Below are 15,394 nucleotides of genomic sequence, written 5' to 3' on the forward strand. Positions count from 1 at the left end.
CGTCGATGAAACGCGCCGGGGCGCGGCCCCACTTTGAAGGAGACATGTGCATATGAAAGGCCGATCAATCTTGTTGCGGGCGGCTCTGCCCGCCTTTTTCATCGTACTGCCCGCTGCGTTCGCCCAGACCAATCCCGCGATTGCCCAGGTGGCGTACAAGGTGGTCGATGGCAGCAAGGTCGACAGCAATACGCTGCAAGGTTGGAAGACCTGGCGCGCGCTGGCCTGCGAACGCTGTCACGGCGCGCAGCAGCAGGGCATGGTCGGACCGTCGCTGGTCGAAGCGTTCAAGACGCTGGACAAAACGGAGTTTCACCGCACCGTATTCGGCGGCCGGGTCGACAAGGGCATGCCCGACTTCAGTTCGAGCCAGATGATGCAGAAGAACTGGGAGAACCTTTACGCCTATCTGAAAGGGCGCTCCGACGGCCAGATCAAGCCCGGCGATCTGCAGGCCATCGACGCGAAATAGCGCCCGCGTCTCTACTTCAGGAGGTTATCGATGCGTCATGGCAAACGAATGCCCACGCACGTCGCGCTCGTCGCCGCCGCGCTGTGCTACGCGGTGATTGCAGGCGGCGCGGTGCGTGCCGAAGGCGAGGCAATGCCGAATAACGATGGCGCCGACGGCGTGCTGCGAGTCTGTGCGGACCCGAACAACATGCCTTTGTCCAACAACAAAGGCGAAGGTTACGAGAACCGGATTGCAAGCCAGATGGCGAGCGATTTCGGTTACAAGCTCGAGTACACCTATTTTCCGCAGCGCATGGGCTTCGTGCGTCACACGTTGCGCGAGAAGGTGCCCGAGACGGAGCGCTACAAGTGCGACCTGATCATCGGCGTGCCGAAAGGCTACGACATGACCTCCACGACGCAGCCCTACCTGCGTTCCACGTATGCGATGGTGTTTACCAAGCGGCCTGAACTCGCCGGCATCAACACGCCTGATGATCTGCTCAAGCTGCCGCCGGACCAGTTGCACAAGCTGCGCTTCGGCATTTTTTCGCAGACGCCCGCAGTCGACTGGCTGCTCAGTCATGACCTGATCGATCAGGCGGTTTCGTATCAGGTGCAAAGCGGCGATCCGCAAGAATATCCCGGCCAGATGATCGAAAAGGATCTGCAGGCGGGCAATGTCGATGTGGTGTTCCTGTGGGGGCCGATTGCGGGTTACTTCGCCAAGCGTTCCGGCGATACGGTCAAGCTCGTGCCATTCCCCGCCACGCCGGGGATCCGCTTCGACTATACGATCTCGATGGGCGTGCGCTACGGCGAGAAAGCGTGGAAGGACAAGGTCGATCAATGGATCGGCGCGAACCACGACAAGATCGACAGCATTCTCACGAGTTACGAAGTGCCGCTTCTGAAGCCCGTCGACACGCCGGCCGGCAAGTCCGCGGACGGGTCGCCATGAAGGGTGCGCGAATGCGGTTGCGCCGCGCGTGGCGGCAGGTGCTTGCGGTGGGCGTCACGTGCGCGGCGTGTGGGATGCCTGCCGCAGCGTTTGCCGCGAACGCTGATGAAATCTCGGCCGCCGAGCGGCTCATCTTCACGACGGATCATTTGCCGGGCGTACAGCAGCAGACCGAGCTCGACTACACGTTCCTCAGCTCGAATCAACCGGCGCACAGCACGGACGTCGTCAAGGTGCTGGTGCTCAGCCCGGACAATGCCAAAGGCGATGCCCAGGTGTCCGATCACAGCGGAGCGGTGCCCTTGCCGAATGCCGGGTTGCAGTGCAATCCGGTGATCATCTATTTCCTCGAACGCGATATCACGGAGATGCAGAACCTGACCGGCGGGCAACGGCGCTACTTCCAGCAGCGTCTGCGGCTCGCGCTCGCCGCGGGGCCGAAGATCGAGACGGTGACCAGTCAGATCGGCGGCAAGACGGTCAAGGCCCGGCAGATCGTCGTGCAGCCGTATCTGGGAGACCCCAATGCTGAACGCTTCGCGCAATACACCGGCAAGCGCTATACGTTCCTGATCGCGGATTCGCTGCCCGGCCGGGTCGCGCTGATCCGCACCGACGTGCCCGGCGCGAACAACGATTTTGCACATCCGGTGCAGACCGAGACGCTCAGCTTCCAGGCGGCGTTGCAAAAGCTGCCGTCGCCGCCGCACGCGCCGCATGCGCCGGTGAAGCCTTCCGACGCGCCTCGTGCGAGCCGTTAGCGAGGCCGCGCCAAGGTGAATTTCATCCGCTCGCTGACCTTGCGTCAGTTGCAGATCTTTGTGGTGGCGAGCCGGTACACGAGCTTCGCACGGGCCGCGGAGGAACTGCATCTGACCCAGCCGGCGGTGTCGATGCAGATTCATCAGCTCGAAGAGGCGGTCGGTCTGCGGCTGTTCGAGCGGATTGCGCGCAAGCTCACGTTGACCGAAGCGGGTGAAATGCTGAGCCACCACGCGAGCCGCATTCTAGGCGAGATCAAGGATGCCGAAGACGCGATGACCTCGCTGAAGCAGGCCGATAGCGGCTCGATCGCGGTGGGTATAGTCAGTTCCGCGACATACTTCGCGCCGAAGCTGCTCGCCATGTATTCGCACCTGTATCCCAAGGTCGATGTGCACTTTTCCGTCGGAAATCGCGACGCGCTGCTACGCCTCTTGCAGGACAATGCGATCGACCTCGCCATCATGGGGCGGCCACCGCCGGAACTCGACACCACGACCGAGCCGCTCGCGTGGCATCCGCAAGTAGTGATCGCGCCGCTCGACCATCCGTTATGCGGCGCGCGGCGCTTCGATCTGCAGGAGCTGCGCGGCGACACATTCCTGCTGCGCGAGCACGGTTCGGGAACGCGTATGGCAGCCGAGGAAATGTTCAGGCAGCATCTCTTCACGCCCGCGAAGGTCGTCACGCTCGGCAGCAACGAAACGATCAAACAGGCGGTCATGGCCGGCATGGGGGTGAGTCTGATTTCCCTGCATACACTGCTGCTGGAACTGCGTACCCAGGAAATTGCGTTGCTCGACGTCAATGGCACGCCAATCGAACGGACGTGGCAAGTCGTGCATTTGCGGGCCAAACAACTGTCGCCGACCTGCACGGTGTTCCGGCAGTTCCTGCTGGAGCAGGCCGCCGTTTATCTGGAGCGCGAGTATGCGCCATACACCACGTTGCCCGCGAAATCAGGAGTGATGAGATGAGCATGACAGGACGTGGGGCGTTTGTGCGATACGTGCAGTACGTGCGATACGTGCGGACCCTCGGCGTGATCTGCGTGGCGCTCGCGTGCCCGCAGGCGTTCGGCGCGCCGACCTCGATCGCGGTCATGGATTGCGTGCTGATCGACGATAACGCGGCTTATAACGATGCCGCGACCAACCGCATCCAGCAAGCGCGTATCGAGATGGTCAGCGAGGCGCTGCGTGAGCAGTTGCGCGACACCCAGCGCTATCGTGTCGCCGACAATGCGCCCGCCACCGGTCTGATCGCCGAACTCGGCGCGTCGCAAGATCTGAACGCGTGCGCTGACTGTGCGCGGCAGGTGGGACGCAAACTCGGCGTCGAACAGGTCGGCCGGTGCTGGGTCCAGAAAGTCAGCAACCTGATTCTGAATATCAACCTGCATGTCGAAGATGTCGCGAGCGGCGCAACCGTCTTCCAGCGTTCGGTCGATATCCGCGGCAATACCGACGTATCCTGGCGCCGCGGCGCAGCGGCGCTGGCGGGACTGCTTGCCGGCAGTGCGGCGGCGGGTTCGGCTGCGAGCAGCATTTCACCGTGAGAGGGTCCGGGATTCTTCAGCGGCGGCACACTGTGTACTCGAATACGTGACACGTTGACATCGTTCCTCGCGCGGGCGCGCCTGCTGCGCCCGGCAGCGTACTGGCACAGAGTATGCGGCGACGTCCGCGCATAGCCATGAGAAGCACATTCATTTGGTGGGTTCATGACGAGCCCGCGCCTGAATTGTCTGCTATAGGGGATTGCATCGATGGGTGCTGGCGAATTGCTTCAGGACTGGCGCGTGCATGCGCTGCAGATCGAAGATGAAGTCTCGCGCGTCGTGATCGGCCAGCCGCAGATCATCCGTCTCATCACCGTCGCTCTGTTTGCCCGCGGTCATGTGCTCCTCGAAGGCGGAGTCGGTGTCGGCAAGACAACAGTATTGCGCGCGTTTGCGCGGGTGGTGGGCGGGGAGTTCGAGCGCGTGGAAGGCACCATCGATCTGATGCCCGGCGATCTCGTCTATCACACGTACGTCGACGCCGAGGGCAGGCCGCGCATCGACCCCGGTCCGCTGCTTCGACACGGCGAGGGGCTGAGCACGTTCTTTTTCAACGAAATCAATCGCGCGCGCCCGCAGGTTCAGTCGCTTCTGTTGCGCGCGATGGCGGAGCGTTCGGTGTGGGCGTTCGATCGCGAATTCCGCTTTCCGCATATGACGGTCTTCGCCGACCGCAACAAGGTCGAGAAGGAAGAGACCTTCGAGCTTGCATCGGCCGCGCGCGATCGCTTCCTGTTCGAGTTGGGCATGCCCACGCCGACCGAGCCCGACGTGCGGCGGGCGCTGGTATTCGATCCGACGTTCCATGACGTCGACATGCTGCTTGCGCGACTGCCGCCCGCGATCGTTCCATGGGAACAGTTGAACCAGGTCGGCGCGGTCATTCAGGAGAGTGTGCAGTCGAGTGAGACGATCGAGCGCTACGTTCTGGATATCTGGCAGGCAACGGAGACGCCACAGCGTTTCGGCATTGCGCTAGAGGGCGTCGATATGGATCGCCTCATTCTGGCGGGCGCGAGCCCTCGCGGCATGAGCGCGCTGCTGCGCGCCGCGCGCGTGGTGGCGTGGCTGGCCGGCCGTGCGCATCTGGTGCCCGAGGATATTCATGCGGTGCTGATGCCGGCGCTCGGGCATCGCGTGTTCTTCACGCCGATCTACGAACTGCGCCGCCAGGAGCTCGCCGAAGCGCTCACGGCGCAAATCATGAACAGGTTGGCCGTACCCTGAGCCATGAACGCGACCCCCGAATTTCACTACCGTTTGCCGATGCGCGCAGGCGGTTCTCGTCCCGGTTCGCATCCGGGATCGAGCTTCGGCGCCGGCCAGGAATTCGCGATGCACGGCCGCCTTTTCGACTACCCGGATCCGCGCCGCCTGGATCTGCGCGCCAGCGTGCGCGCCGCACGCTCCGAATGGCTGGTGCGGGTTCACCTGCAGCGCGCTGCGGTGCCGGTGCAGGTGATCGTCGATGTTTCGGCGTCTATGCACTTCGGCGCGCGCCAGACGAAATTGCAGGTTGCCGCCGATTTTGTCGAGGCGTTGGGATACAGCGCGTTTCGCGTCGGCGATCAGCTGGGCATGCTCGCCTTCGATAACGCTGCGCGTGACGATCTATTCATGCCGGCGCGATACGGCCGGGGCGTCGGCAACCTGCTCGCGACGATGTTGCGTGACAGCACGAGCGACACAGCCGGAAGCGGCGGTATTGCCGGGCTGCAGCGCGCCGCTTCGACGCTGGCCGGGCGGCGCGCGCTGATCTTCCTTGTTTCGGATTTTCACTGGCCGCTCGCGGAATTGCCCGCCGTACTCGACCTGCTGGTTCATGCCTGTGTGGTGCCGATGGTGGTCTGGGATACCGCTGAGATCGCACCACCGCACGGCGCTCCGCTGCTCGCGGTCCGTGACGCCGAGTCCGCCCGGCAGCGCACGCTATGGCTGCGTGGCAGCGTGCGCGCGCGTTGGCGCGAGGCTGTCGCGCGGCGGCGTGCTGAACTCGCGACGATGTTCGGCAAGCGTGGCATGCAGCCGTTTTACATCGAGAGTGCTTTTGATCCAGAGGCGATGTCGCGCTATTTTCTGGAGACGATCGCATGAGACTCGACGTGCGCTGCACTGGCGGATCGTATAGATTGCTGCGCGGGACCTCTGTCGCGAAGAGGTTTGTCTCTTCGCTAGCGTGGTTGTTGGTGGTGGCGTTGGCGCCGGTCCCGCTAATCAGCGTCGCCGCAGGGCCGGCCGATGTGTCTCAGCCAACGGTTCAACAGCCGCGCGCATTCGGCCACCTGCTCGGCGATATCCTCACGCAACGCATTCTGCTGTCCGCCGGCGATCACGATGCGGGTTCGGTGGCGCCGCCTTCCGTCGGCCGCACTGACGAGTGGCTGGAACGGCGGCCCGCCCGGTTCGAAACCGATGCCGACGGTCGTCGCTGGATGGTAATCGACTACCAGATCGTCAACGTCGCGCCCACGCTCACCAGGATTGCTTTGCCGGCGTTGACATTGACCTCGGCGTCCGGCGCGACGCTGCAGGTCGCGGAGTGGCCGCTCAGCATCGGCCCGATGACACAGGTCGATGCCTTCGATGCCGGTGACCTGCAATTGATGCGGCCTGACCGGCAGGCTCCTTCGCTACCGACCGCGCCGCTGCGGCGGCAGGCGAGTTTCGCGCTTGGCCTGCTACTGCTGACGCTGCTGTCGTGGGCGGGTTGGTGGCGGTGGCGCAACTGGCACGAGTCGGCGCGGTTGCCTTTTGCGCGCGCGTGGCGGCAGATGCGGCGGCTGAACCCGCCGAACGCGGACACGTCTGCCGATGCATGGCTCTGCCTGCACCGCGCACTGAATGAAACAGCGGGCCATGTCGTTCACGCGGGTTCTTTGCCCAGCCTGTTCGCGCGAGCGCCGTATTTGCAGCCGCTACGCACGCAACTCGAACAGTTCTATCAGCAATCGACCGAGCGCTTCTTCACGCCTGCACCGGCGCTCGCCCCTTATCCGCTACGAGGGCTGTGCCGCGCACTGTATCGCGCAGAGCAGCGCCATCAGCGATGAACACCGCATTCGATTTCGCCTATCCGTGGCTGCTTGTTCTCGTGCCGTTAGCCGCGCTGCCGTTGTTGCCACGACGCGGCGACACGCTGGTCTTCTCCTGGGTCGCATGGCTTCCGGAGGATCGCGTTGGGCAATGGCTCGGCTTCGTCGTGCGGGGCAGTGCCGTGCTGGCGATGGTGGCGATTGTGGTTGGCCTCGCCGGTCCGGGACGCTCGCAACGGCAAGTGCTGCGTACCGGCAGCGGAGCCCAGATCCTGATCCTGATGGACCGCAGTGCGAGCATGGACGAAACGATGAATAGCAAAGGCGTGGAGTCGCCGGCGGGTGAATCGAAGAACAAGGTGGCGCGCGCTTCGTTGACGAACTTCGTGGCTCAACGGCCCAACGACCGGCTTGCGTTCATGATGTTCGGCACGAGTTCGGTGCTGGCGATGCCGTTTACCTACGACTCCCGTGTGATCGAAGCCGCGATTGCGGGCACGGCGGTGGGTCGCGGCATGCCGGACACGCAACTCGACCATGGGTTGCTGGCGGCGATCGGCGAGTTCAATGGCTGGGCATCGTCGGGGCGCCGGGCGATCGTGCTCGTCTCGGACGGTGGTGCGAGACTCGACGCGGAAGTACGGCGTCTCATTCAGGATGGACTGACGCGCAACCAGATCGCGCTTTACTTTATCTACTTGCGCAGCGGCACCTACAGTCCCGATCTGAACGCTGCGGTTCCCGCGAGTGAGTCTTCGGCCGAAGCCGAACTGCATCGCTTCTTCCTCTCGCTGAAGACCCCGTACCGGCTTTTTCAGGCCGGCGATGCGCGAGCGATGAAGGACGCGATGGCCGAGATCAACCGCCAGCAAAACGCGCGGACTTCGTTTGTCGAGCATTTGCCACGGCAGGATCTCAGCCCGTATTGTTTCGCGCTCGCGCTGGCCGGATGTGGGCTATTGCTGGCTTTGCGGCTGCTTCAGGTGCGGGCCTGGTCATGAAGCGCGCGTCGATTCATCTCATCTTCGCGGCCGTCGCGCTGTGTTGCGCCGGTGTCGCGGCGTATGACGGGGTTCGCCTGCGGCACGCGCAGCACGTCAATCAGGCGGTCGCGGCAGTCGCGGCTGAAACAGCCAAAGCAGCCGGCAAAGCGGCCGCGACAGGCGCTCTGCGCGACGAACAGGGCCAACGCGAGGACGGCCAGGTTCGACTCGCGCGCGCCATCGCGTTGTCGAACGCGGGTGCCTACGACAGGGCGGGCCCGCTCTTCGAGGACCTGATCCGCGACGGGCAGTCTGGCGAGGTAGGGCGCGCGGCGCTGTTCGATCTTGGCAACATGTACCTGCGCGAGAGCATGGGCGACAGCCGCTCCGGCACGGTCCGGTCGGCCGCCATGATCGAGGAGGCGAAGGCGCGCTACCGGACCTTGCTGCGTGCCGCGCCGGACGATTGGGATGCGCGCTATAACCTCGAACGGGCGCTGTGGCTCGCGCCTGAAACGCACTCCACGGCGGAATCGCCGGAGGTCAAGTCGCAGCACAACGTCAAGGTGAGCGAGCCGCAGAGCAAGGATCTGCCATGAGATTCGGCGCGCCGCAGCGTGGGCTTTCCGGACGGCGGCACTGGACGATGCCCGTGGCGCTCGTGTTGTTGATCGCAGCGGTCGCCATGCCTCGCGTGGTACTGCCGCGCAATACGTTCAGCTACATCGTCACCTTCGACATTACGCAGAGCATGGATGTCGAGGACATCGCACTGAATGGCGCACCGGTGAGCCGCCTGGCGTTCGCGCGGGCTGCGGCGCGCGACGCGCTGGGGCGATTGCCATGCGGGTCGAAGCTTGGGTGGAGTGTGTTCACCGGTCAGCGGACGTTGCTGTTGCTGCCGCCCGTCGAAGTCTGCAGCAACTACGATGCGTTGCTGTCCTCGCTCGACAGGATCGACTGGCGAATGCGCTGGACCAACTGGAGCCGCATTGCCGAGGGCGGCGTCTATTCCGCGGTTCGTGTGGCGCAGGATATCGGTCATGGCGCGGCCGTCGTGTTCGCTACCGATGGACAGGAGGCGCCGCCAATCCTGCCTTCGGATGCGCCGGCGCGGGACATCAACCCCGCTCAGGTCAAGGGCTGGCTGATCGGCGTTGGTGGCGATCAGGCCGCGCCCATTCCGCGCACCGATGCCGACGGTCGGCGTGACGGCTACTGGCAGGCAGAGGACGTGATTCAGGTACCCACGCGGCCGGGATCCGAAACGCGGGCGGAAAGCCACGAGGAGCTGTCCGAATTGCACGGGCATTACCTTGCCGCCGTGGCCGAACAGATCGGCTTCGGATATCGCCGCCTGTCGAGCACTGCGTCCTTGAGCGAGGCCCTGCTCGATGCGCGATTCGCTCACCGCGAACCGGTGCCGACGGATTTGCGCTGGTGTCCCGCGCTGCTGGCGCTGCTGTTGCTCGCCTGGCGATTCGCACCGGAGTTTCACTCGGCCACGCGTCGCGTGAGCGCCGGACGTGCGAACTCGTCATACGGGTAAATCCGCTCTGCTCAATACCTGTCGAGGGTCTGGAAAATTTGGAGCGTATCGCCTACGCTTAAGCGAGCCGGCCTTTTGGGGCGAGGGCATGACCTTCGCCCGTCTGTGCGCAGCCGACCCATTCTGACAAAGCAATCAACGGTTCTAAATCGTACGCTTTTGTTGTTTGAGAGGGTTGTGCCATCCTGCTTTTCTACGCCATTGCTGGCGTGGATGAATGCCGCACTCCAGTGCTGAAATTCTTGAACAATAAAAAGCCAAGGAGACGCTCATGCCATTCGTTCGCATTCCAGATGCTATTGGTCTTTCCCTGCTCGCCATTGCATTCGGCCTACCCTCTGCTTTTGCCGCTGACGAAGTTCAGAACACTTCGACTACGACGAGCTCACCCGTGCCGTCGACGCTGCAGCCCGTAAGTCAGGATCAGCTCGACAAGGCGGCCACCACGTCCAACGACTGGCTGCTTTCGAACGGTTCCTACGCGCAGACGCGCTACTACCGCGGCGCACAAATCAACAAGACGAATGTGGCGAAACTCAGACCGGCTTTCATCTTCCAGACAGCCGTCAACGAGTCGATGGAAACGGCGCCGATCGTATCGAATGGTGTGATGTTCATTACCACCTCGTTTAACCACGTGTATGCGGTCGACGCGGTCACGGGCAAGGAATTCTGGCATTACAAGCACAAGATGGGCTCGGTCACGACGTTTTGTTGCGGGCCCAACAATCGCGGCGTAGCCATAGCCGGCGACCGGCTCTTCATGGGCACGCTCGATGCGAAACTCGTCGCGCTCGACGCGAAAACCGGCAACGTGCTGTGGCAAACGCAAATCGCCGATCCCGATCAGGGCTACTCGGAAACGATGGCGCCGACGGTCGTCGACGGCAAGGTGCTGATTGGCACGAACGGCGGCGAATATGGCATTCGCGGGTTCCTCAAAGCGTTCGATGCAAACTCCGGTCAATTGCTGTGGACGTTCTATACGATTCCGGAAACCGGCCAGGAAGGCGTGTGGGCCACGAAAGATGCGACTGGCCGCGACGAGAAACGCGATATCGATGCCGAGAAAAAACAGCTCGCCGCGAAGGGGGGTGATTTCTACAAGACGCTCGGCGGCGGTGTGTGGATGGCGCCCGCCGTCGATCGGCAAACGCATACGGTGTTCTTCGTGGTGGGCAATCCCTCGCCGGACCTGTATGGCGCAATCCGCCCGGGAGACAACCTCTATACGGATTCGCTCGTCGCGATCGATCTGGACAGCGGCAAGTACAAATGGCACTACCAGTATGTGCCGCATGACGTGTGGGATCTCGACGCCGTGAGCCCGCCGATGCTGATCGACGTGCGCGACACCAACGGCAAGATGATTCCGGGCGTGGTGCACGGCGGCAAGACCGGACACGTGTACGTTCACGATCGCGCCACCGGGCGGCTGATCCGCTATTCGCAGGCGATGATTCCCCAGGAGAACATGTGGACGTTGCCGACAGCCGCGGGCGCGCGGATGCTGCCCGGCGCGAACGGCGGAGTCGAGTGGTCGCCAATGGCGTTCGATCCGCAAACGCGCCTCGTGTATGCGGCCAATCTGCATCAACCGATGACGTATCAGGTCGAGGACGCGGCCTATCCGGGTGGCAGCAAGCTTTGGCTGGGCGGCGCGTTCAAGACGATCGCGGCCGAACAGCAATGGGGCAAGCTCTCCGCGGTCAACGTCGATACGGGTAAGGTGGCGTGGGACTTCAAGACCGAACAACCGCTGATAGGCGGCGTGCTGGCGACGGCGGGCGGTCTCGTATTCAACGGCGAAGGCAACGGCCTGTTCCGCGCATTCGATTCCGCCACCGGCAAGAAGCTCTGGGAGTTCCAGTGCGGCGCCGGCGTCAATGCGCCCGCGGTGTCGTACATGGTGCACGGTAAGCAATACGTCGCGGTCGCGGCGGGCGGCAATACCCAGCTCGACTTCAAGCGCGGCAACACCGTGGTGGTTTTTGCGCTGCCATGACGATGCGCATGCTGATGCTACGGGGAACCCGGGGAGCGGCGAGCCGCTCATGGACGGCATGGCTGTGCGGCTGGTTCGCCGCCGCATGGCTGCCGTTGAACGCGCACGCCGACGCCGAGGCGGGCAAGGCGAAAGCGCAGGTGTGCGTGGCCTGTCATGGGCCGATGGGCAATTCGACCAATTCGGACTATCCGATTCTCGCGGGTCAGAGCGCGCGCTATCTCTATCTGCAACTCAAGGACTTCAAGGAAGGGCGGCGCAGCGACCCGCGCATGTCGCCGATGGCGGCGAACCTTTCGCGCGACGACATGCAGGATCTGGCCGACTACTTCGCCGCGCAAAAGCTGGTGTCCGTTCCATTCAAGGCGGATAGCGCCAGCATCGAAGCCGGAAAGAATAAAGCTGCAGAGGTGTTATGCACGATGTGCCACCTGGGCGGCTTTTCTGGTCAGAACGAGATTCCGCGCGTCTCGGGTCAACTGTATCCGTACATCGTCAAGCAAATGCAGGACTTCCGTTCGCATACGCGGACCAACGACGCCGGCAACATGGCCAGTGTGACCCGCAATCTGACAGACGACGACATTCGCAATCTCGCCGCATACATCAACAATCTCCAGTAGCAGGGAGGCGATGCCGTGAAACAAACTCTCATCCGTACCACTGCTGTTGTCGTGTTGCTTGCGGGCGCATTCGGCGCATGCATGCCCGCGCATGCGCAAGGCGACGGAGAAACAAACAGGCAACTGCTTGCAGCCGCGAAAGACGGAGACGAGCCGTCGGCTCTCGCGGCGCTTCAGCGCGGGGCCGCAGTGGATGCCATGAACCGCATCGGCGACACTGCGCTAATTACCGCGTGCAAAAAAGGCGACGTGGGAACGGCGCGCATGCTGATCGAACATGGCGCGAACGTTCAGCACGCCAGCGCGCCGGGCGTCACACCGTTGATGGCCGCGGCGTACGGCGGCTTTGATGAAATCGTCGCGCTGCTGCTGGCGCACGGCGCCGATCCTCTTGCCACGGATCGCATCGGCAAGACTGCGATGGAGTATGCGGCCGGCCAGGGACAGTCGAAAGTGGTGAGTCAACTGCTCGATGCCGGGGTCGACGTGAATCGTCCTTATAAGAACGACCTCACTGCGCTGATGTGGGCTGCGGGATACGATCGCGCGGATACTGTCCGGCTGCTGATCGCACGCGGAGCGAATCGGTCGCTCAAGGATAATCGGGGATTGACGGCGAAGGATATCGCGGTGCAGACGAAGTCGGACCAGGTGGCTCGTCTGTTATCTGCCGGATAGTGCGGGAATGAGTCCGGCATGCGCGGACGCACATGCGTTGAGAAGAGTGAGCGCCTTGACGCTAAAGTTAGGCGGCGCTCATCGTTCGAACGAAGCGCTCGTTCACCGAATACGGAGCTTGAATTCAAGCACGGCCAACGAAGCGTCGGGCTGACCTTGCCGTTGCAGATCCTCCGCAAGAAGCTTTTGAAACAAGGCTAATTCTCGATCTCCATATAGTTCGACGAATTCGGCGAATACTTCGGTAATGGCATTGCTGCGTGTCGCCGGAGTCAGCGTACTGCCAATGTATGAGCGCCCTCTTGCAAGCTCGAGCGCATACGCAGAGCGAGCATTCCCGACGGCCGCGCTAATTTTTCCCCTTGCCATCTAATCTCTCTTTTTTTTGTGGGCCGACCGCAGGCCTTTTTAGGTCCGTTCATGCGAACCGGGAAAACGGTCTACCTCGAATTTAAGGGGAAATGCTGAAGGAAATCTTAAGGGAGCGGAATAGAGCAGACATGACGTGCCCCCTCTAAAACCGGAGGCCAGAAATCAGGGCGCACATTTTTCTTCGTCAGCGAATTCACGCGCGAAGAAGTTACCGATCGGATATCGGCATCAGTATCAACCCTTAGCGCTTGTCATAACGGGCCCACGGCTGAACGCGGCGCTTTGCGCCCGATTCAAGTTTGCGCCGGAAAAGCCGATAAGAAGCTGGATGAATGCACCATTTCCTGCGCTACGTTAGTAAGTTTTACTCCCATGTCCGATTTGCGTAACTTTGCGCGCGGTGTTAAGTGCACGTTGCGCCTCACATTACTTGCCGCAGCGTCTGCTGTTATCGCGGCACACAACGTTCGAGCGGCCGCGCAGGCGAAGCCGGAGCTATCCACGAGCGAGCATGCGCCGGGCGATCTGACCGCGCTACCGCTGGAGGCGTTGATGCAGGTCACGGTGAGTAGCGCCAGCCGGCTTGCCCAGCCGATATCCGACGCACCGGCCGCGGTCTTCATTCTGACGGCCGCCGATATCCGCGATTTCGGATGGAAGACCCTCGCGGATGCGCTCGCGTCGCTTCCCGGACTCTACACAACCTACGACCGGACCTATTCGTATCTCGGCGCACGGGGCTTTCAGCGCCCGGGCGACTACAACAGCCGGTTTTTGCTGCTGATCGACGGAGTACGAACCAACGACTCGGTATTCGACCAGGCTGCCATTGGCACCGATTTTCCGGTAGACCTGGATCTTGTCGAGCGTATTGAGTATGTGCCGGGTCCAGGATCGGCTGTGTACGGTTCGAACGCGCTATTTGGCGTCGTGAACGTGATTACAAAGACCGGCGAAAGTCTCCGCGGTGCTCAGGTCGCAGTCGCAGCAGGGAGTTTTGGCGAGAAGCAGGCGCGCGCATCCTACGGCTGGCATGGCACGAATGGCGCGGACGTACTGCTGTCGGCGAGTTCTTTTGTCAGCAACGGGCAGAGCCTGTTTTATCCGGAGTTCGATACGCCCGACCAGAACAATGGCGTGGCACAAGGACTCGACTACGATCGCAGTCAGAAGTTGCTCGCCAAGTTCACGTACGGCGAGTTCGGCCTTAGCATGGGCTATGGCAACCGGACGAAGGGCGTCCCCACCGCGCCGTATGGCGCGATATTCAACGCGCCGTTCAGCACGACCGATACGCATAGTTTTATCGACGGCACTTTTCAGCACACAATCGCGGAAGGCATACAACTGGCGTCGAGCGCGTACTGGGGACGTTACGACTATCGCAGTCCGAGTCTTTATGCGCCAGGGCCGGTGGAGAACGTCGATGGCGACCACGCGCTCTGGTACGGCGTCGACGTTCACACCACGTTCACGTCCCTTCCGAAAAATAGAGTCGTGCTGGGTTTCGACTATACGCGCGACGCTCATCGCGATCAGTACAACTTCAACGTCGAACCCTACGAGAGTTTTCTCGACGACCGGCGCTCCGGTAACCGCACCGGAATCTACGGTGAAGACGAACTGCAATTGCCCGCGAATTTTTCGCTCAATGTCGGACTTCGTTACGACGTGGAGACAGCGGCAGGCGGCAACGTGAGTCCACGCGTGGCGCTCGCCTACAAGCCGACCAACAGCGACACAGTGAAACTGGTGTACGGTCGCGCCTATCGCGCGCCGAACGCCTATGAACTCTATTACGCTGTACCGGGGGTGGGTGGACAGTCCGCGAATCCTTCATTGAAGGCTGAGCACATCACGACCACCGAACTGATCTACCAGAGACAGTTTGGCGCGACGGGTCACGCGACACTTTCTCTGTTCCATTACGACATTCGCGACCTGATCTCGGAAACGACTTCGCCGGCCGGGCTGTACGTTTTCGAGAACCTCGACCGGGCGAAAGCGAACGGCGCTGAAATAAGCTATGAGCAACGATTCGGTGAAACCCGAGTCCGGGCCAGCTATTCGTGGCAGATCGCCCGAGACGGCGCCACCGGAGACATTCTGCAAAATTCACCGCGGCATCTCGCGAAACTCAATCTGGTACTGCCGCTCTTTGGCAATGCGGCGCGGCTCGCCACCGAACTGCGCTGTGTATCAAGCCGACTCGCCGAAAGTGGCCACGCAGCAGGGTACTGCCTGGGCAATCTGTCCGTCGGCTCGACGCGCCTGATCCAGCATGCCGACGTGTCGTTCTCGGTGTACAACGTAGCCAACACACAGTATGCGGATCCGGCGGGCCCCGGCTATACGCAGGAGGTCATTGCGCAGCAAAGCCGCACCTTCCTCGTCAAAATGGTGTACGGATTCTAG

16 protein-coding genes are annotated in these 15,394 nt (G+C 62.2%); 15 read left to right on the forward strand and 1 reads right to left on the reverse strand.

The genetic code is table 11. The annotated features are described in order from the left end of the window. Positions 1 to 52: 52 nt before the first annotated feature. The 14 genes from P0D68_RS31270 (at position 53) to P0D68_RS31335 (ending at position 12,607) form a co-directional block, all read left to right on the forward strand. Positions 53 to 472, forward strand: coding sequence for a c-type cytochrome (locus P0D68_RS31270; RefSeq protein WP_091803505.1), 420 nt, complete (start codon positions 53 to 55; stop codon positions 470 to 472). A 30-nt stretch (positions 473 to 502) separates the two neighbouring features. Further along, on the forward strand, positions 503 to 1,414 hold the full coding sequence (locus P0D68_RS31275) for a substrate-binding domain-containing protein (protein ID WP_408302633.1): 912 nt from the start codon (positions 503 to 505) through the stop codon (positions 1,412 to 1,414). After that, positions 1,411 to 2,175: a hypothetical protein gene (locus tag P0D68_RS31280; protein ID WP_408302635.1), complete on the forward strand. Its 765-nt coding sequence runs from the start codon at positions 1,411 to 1,413 to the stop codon at positions 2,173 to 2,175. The genes P0D68_RS31275 and P0D68_RS31280 overlap by 4 nt, the downstream gene beginning before the upstream one ends. Before the next feature lie 15 nt (positions 2,176 to 2,190). Next, positions 2,191 to 3,153 (forward strand): LysR family transcriptional regulator, encoded by a 963-nt coding sequence (locus P0D68_RS31285; RefSeq protein ID WP_408302637.1) that lies wholly within the window; start codon positions 2,191 to 2,193, stop codon positions 3,151 to 3,153. Next, positions 3,150 to 3,734, forward strand: a complete 585-nt coding sequence (locus P0D68_RS31290) for a DUF3280 domain-containing protein (protein WP_408302639.1) — start codon at positions 3,150 to 3,152, stop codon at positions 3,732 to 3,734. Before P0D68_RS31285 ends, P0D68_RS31290 begins: the two co-directional genes overlap by 4 nt. Before the next feature lie 210 nt (positions 3,735 to 3,944). Further along, a complete protein-coding gene (locus tag P0D68_RS31295) occupies positions 3,945 to 4,964 on the forward strand; it encodes an AAA family ATPase (protein ID WP_408302641.1) in 1,020 nt (339 codons plus the stop codon). Between the two features lie 3 nt (positions 4,965 to 4,967). After that, on the forward strand, positions 4,968 to 5,831 hold the full coding sequence (locus P0D68_RS31300; protein ID WP_408302643.1) for a DUF58 domain-containing protein: 864 nt from the start codon (positions 4,968 to 4,970) through the stop codon (positions 5,829 to 5,831). After that, a complete protein-coding gene (locus P0D68_RS31305; RefSeq protein WP_408302645.1) occupies positions 5,828 to 6,787 on the forward strand; it encodes a calcium incorporation protein MxaA in 960 nt (319 codons plus the stop codon). The genes P0D68_RS31300 and P0D68_RS31305 overlap by 4 nt, the downstream gene beginning before the upstream one ends. Then, positions 6,784 to 7,770 (forward strand): vWA domain-containing protein, encoded by a 987-nt coding sequence (locus P0D68_RS31310; protein WP_408302648.1) that lies wholly within the window; start codon positions 6,784 to 6,786, stop codon positions 7,768 to 7,770. The genes P0D68_RS31305 and P0D68_RS31310 overlap by 4 nt, the downstream gene beginning before the upstream one ends. Next, positions 7,767 to 8,351 (forward strand): tetratricopeptide repeat protein, encoded by a 585-nt coding sequence (locus P0D68_RS31315; RefSeq protein ID WP_408302650.1) that lies wholly within the window; start codon positions 7,767 to 7,769, stop codon positions 8,349 to 8,351. Before P0D68_RS31310 ends, P0D68_RS31315 begins: the two co-directional genes overlap by 4 nt. Continuing rightward, positions 8,348 to 9,301 (forward strand): vWA domain-containing protein, encoded by a 954-nt coding sequence (locus P0D68_RS31320; RefSeq protein WP_408302652.1) that lies wholly within the window; start codon positions 8,348 to 8,350, stop codon positions 9,299 to 9,301. The genes P0D68_RS31315 and P0D68_RS31320 overlap by 4 nt, the downstream gene beginning before the upstream one ends. A gap of 271 nt (positions 9,302 to 9,572) precedes the next feature. Next, positions 9,573 to 11,306: a pyrroloquinoline quinone-dependent dehydrogenase gene (locus P0D68_RS31325; protein ID WP_091803476.1), complete on the forward strand. Its 1,734-nt coding sequence runs from the start codon at positions 9,573 to 9,575 to the stop codon at positions 11,304 to 11,306. Positions 11,307 to 11,308: 2 nt separating this feature from the next. Further along, on the forward strand, positions 11,309 to 11,929 hold the full coding sequence (locus tag P0D68_RS31330; protein WP_408302717.1) for a c-type cytochrome: 621 nt from the start codon (positions 11,309 to 11,311) through the stop codon (positions 11,927 to 11,929). 15 nt (positions 11,930 to 11,944) lie between these two features. Then, positions 11,945 to 12,607, forward strand: a complete 663-nt coding sequence (locus P0D68_RS31335; RefSeq protein ID WP_408302654.1) for an ankyrin repeat domain-containing protein — start codon at positions 11,945 to 11,947, stop codon at positions 12,605 to 12,607. A 102-nt stretch (positions 12,608 to 12,709) separates the two neighbouring features. Here P0D68_RS31335 and P0D68_RS31340 read toward each other — a convergent pair whose 3' ends face one another. Then, positions 12,710 to 12,976: a hypothetical protein gene (locus tag P0D68_RS31340; RefSeq protein ID WP_091803471.1), complete on the reverse strand. Its 267-nt coding sequence runs from the start codon at positions 12,974 to 12,976 to the stop codon at positions 12,710 to 12,712. Between the two features lie 375 nt (positions 12,977 to 13,351). Between P0D68_RS31340 and P0D68_RS31345 the strand changes: the two genes are divergently transcribed. Then, entirely contained in the window at positions 13,352 to 15,394 is a 2,043-nt protein-coding gene (locus P0D68_RS31345; RefSeq protein ID WP_408302656.1) for a TonB-dependent receptor plug domain-containing protein, read from the forward strand.

The organism is Paraburkholderia sp. RL17-380-BIE-A, assembly GCF_046028085.1.
Classification (GTDB): domain Bacteria; phylum Pseudomonadota; class Gammaproteobacteria; order Burkholderiales; family Burkholderiaceae; genus Paraburkholderia.

Coding starts and splice junctions, on each gene's coding strand:
- P0D68_RS31340 (WP_091803471.1), bottom strand. CDS start 12,976: ATGGCAAGGGGAAAAATTAGCGCGGCCGTCGGGAATGCTCGCTCTGCG.
- P0D68_RS31320 (WP_408302652.1), top strand. CDS start 8,348: ATGAGATTCGGCGCGCCGCAGCGTGGGCTTTCCGGACGGCGGCACTGG.
- P0D68_RS31270 (WP_091803505.1), top strand. CDS start 53: ATGAAAGGCCGATCAATCTTGTTGCGGGCGGCTCTGCCCGCCTTTTTC.
- P0D68_RS31300 (WP_408302643.1), top strand. CDS start 4,968: ATGAACGCGACCCCCGAATTTCACTACCGTTTGCCGATGCGCGCAGGC.
- P0D68_RS31325 (WP_091803476.1), top strand. CDS start 9,573: ATGCCATTCGTTCGCATTCCAGATGCTATTGGTCTTTCCCTGCTCGCC.
- P0D68_RS31280 (WP_408302635.1), top strand. CDS start 1,411: ATGAAGGGTGCGCGAATGCGGTTGCGCCGCGCGTGGCGGCAGGTGCTT.
- P0D68_RS31330 (WP_408302717.1), top strand. CDS start 11,309: ATGCGCATGCTGATGCTACGGGGAACCCGGGGAGCGGCGAGCCGCTCA.
- P0D68_RS31345 (WP_408302656.1), top strand. CDS start 13,352: ATGTCCGATTTGCGTAACTTTGCGCGCGGTGTTAAGTGCACGTTGCGC.
- P0D68_RS31310 (WP_408302648.1), top strand. CDS start 6,784: ATGAACACCGCATTCGATTTCGCCTATCCGTGGCTGCTTGTTCTCGTG.
- P0D68_RS31290 (WP_408302639.1), top strand. CDS start 3,150: ATGAGCATGACAGGACGTGGGGCGTTTGTGCGATACGTGCAGTACGTG.
- P0D68_RS31305 (WP_408302645.1), top strand. CDS start 5,828: ATGAGACTCGACGTGCGCTGCACTGGCGGATCGTATAGATTGCTGCGC.
- P0D68_RS31275 (WP_408302633.1), top strand. CDS start 503: ATGCGTCATGGCAAACGAATGCCCACGCACGTCGCGCTCGTCGCCGCC.
- P0D68_RS31315 (WP_408302650.1), top strand. CDS start 7,767: ATGAAGCGCGCGTCGATTCATCTCATCTTCGCGGCCGTCGCGCTGTGT.
- P0D68_RS31295 (WP_408302641.1), top strand. CDS start 3,945: ATGGGTGCTGGCGAATTGCTTCAGGACTGGCGCGTGCATGCGCTGCAG.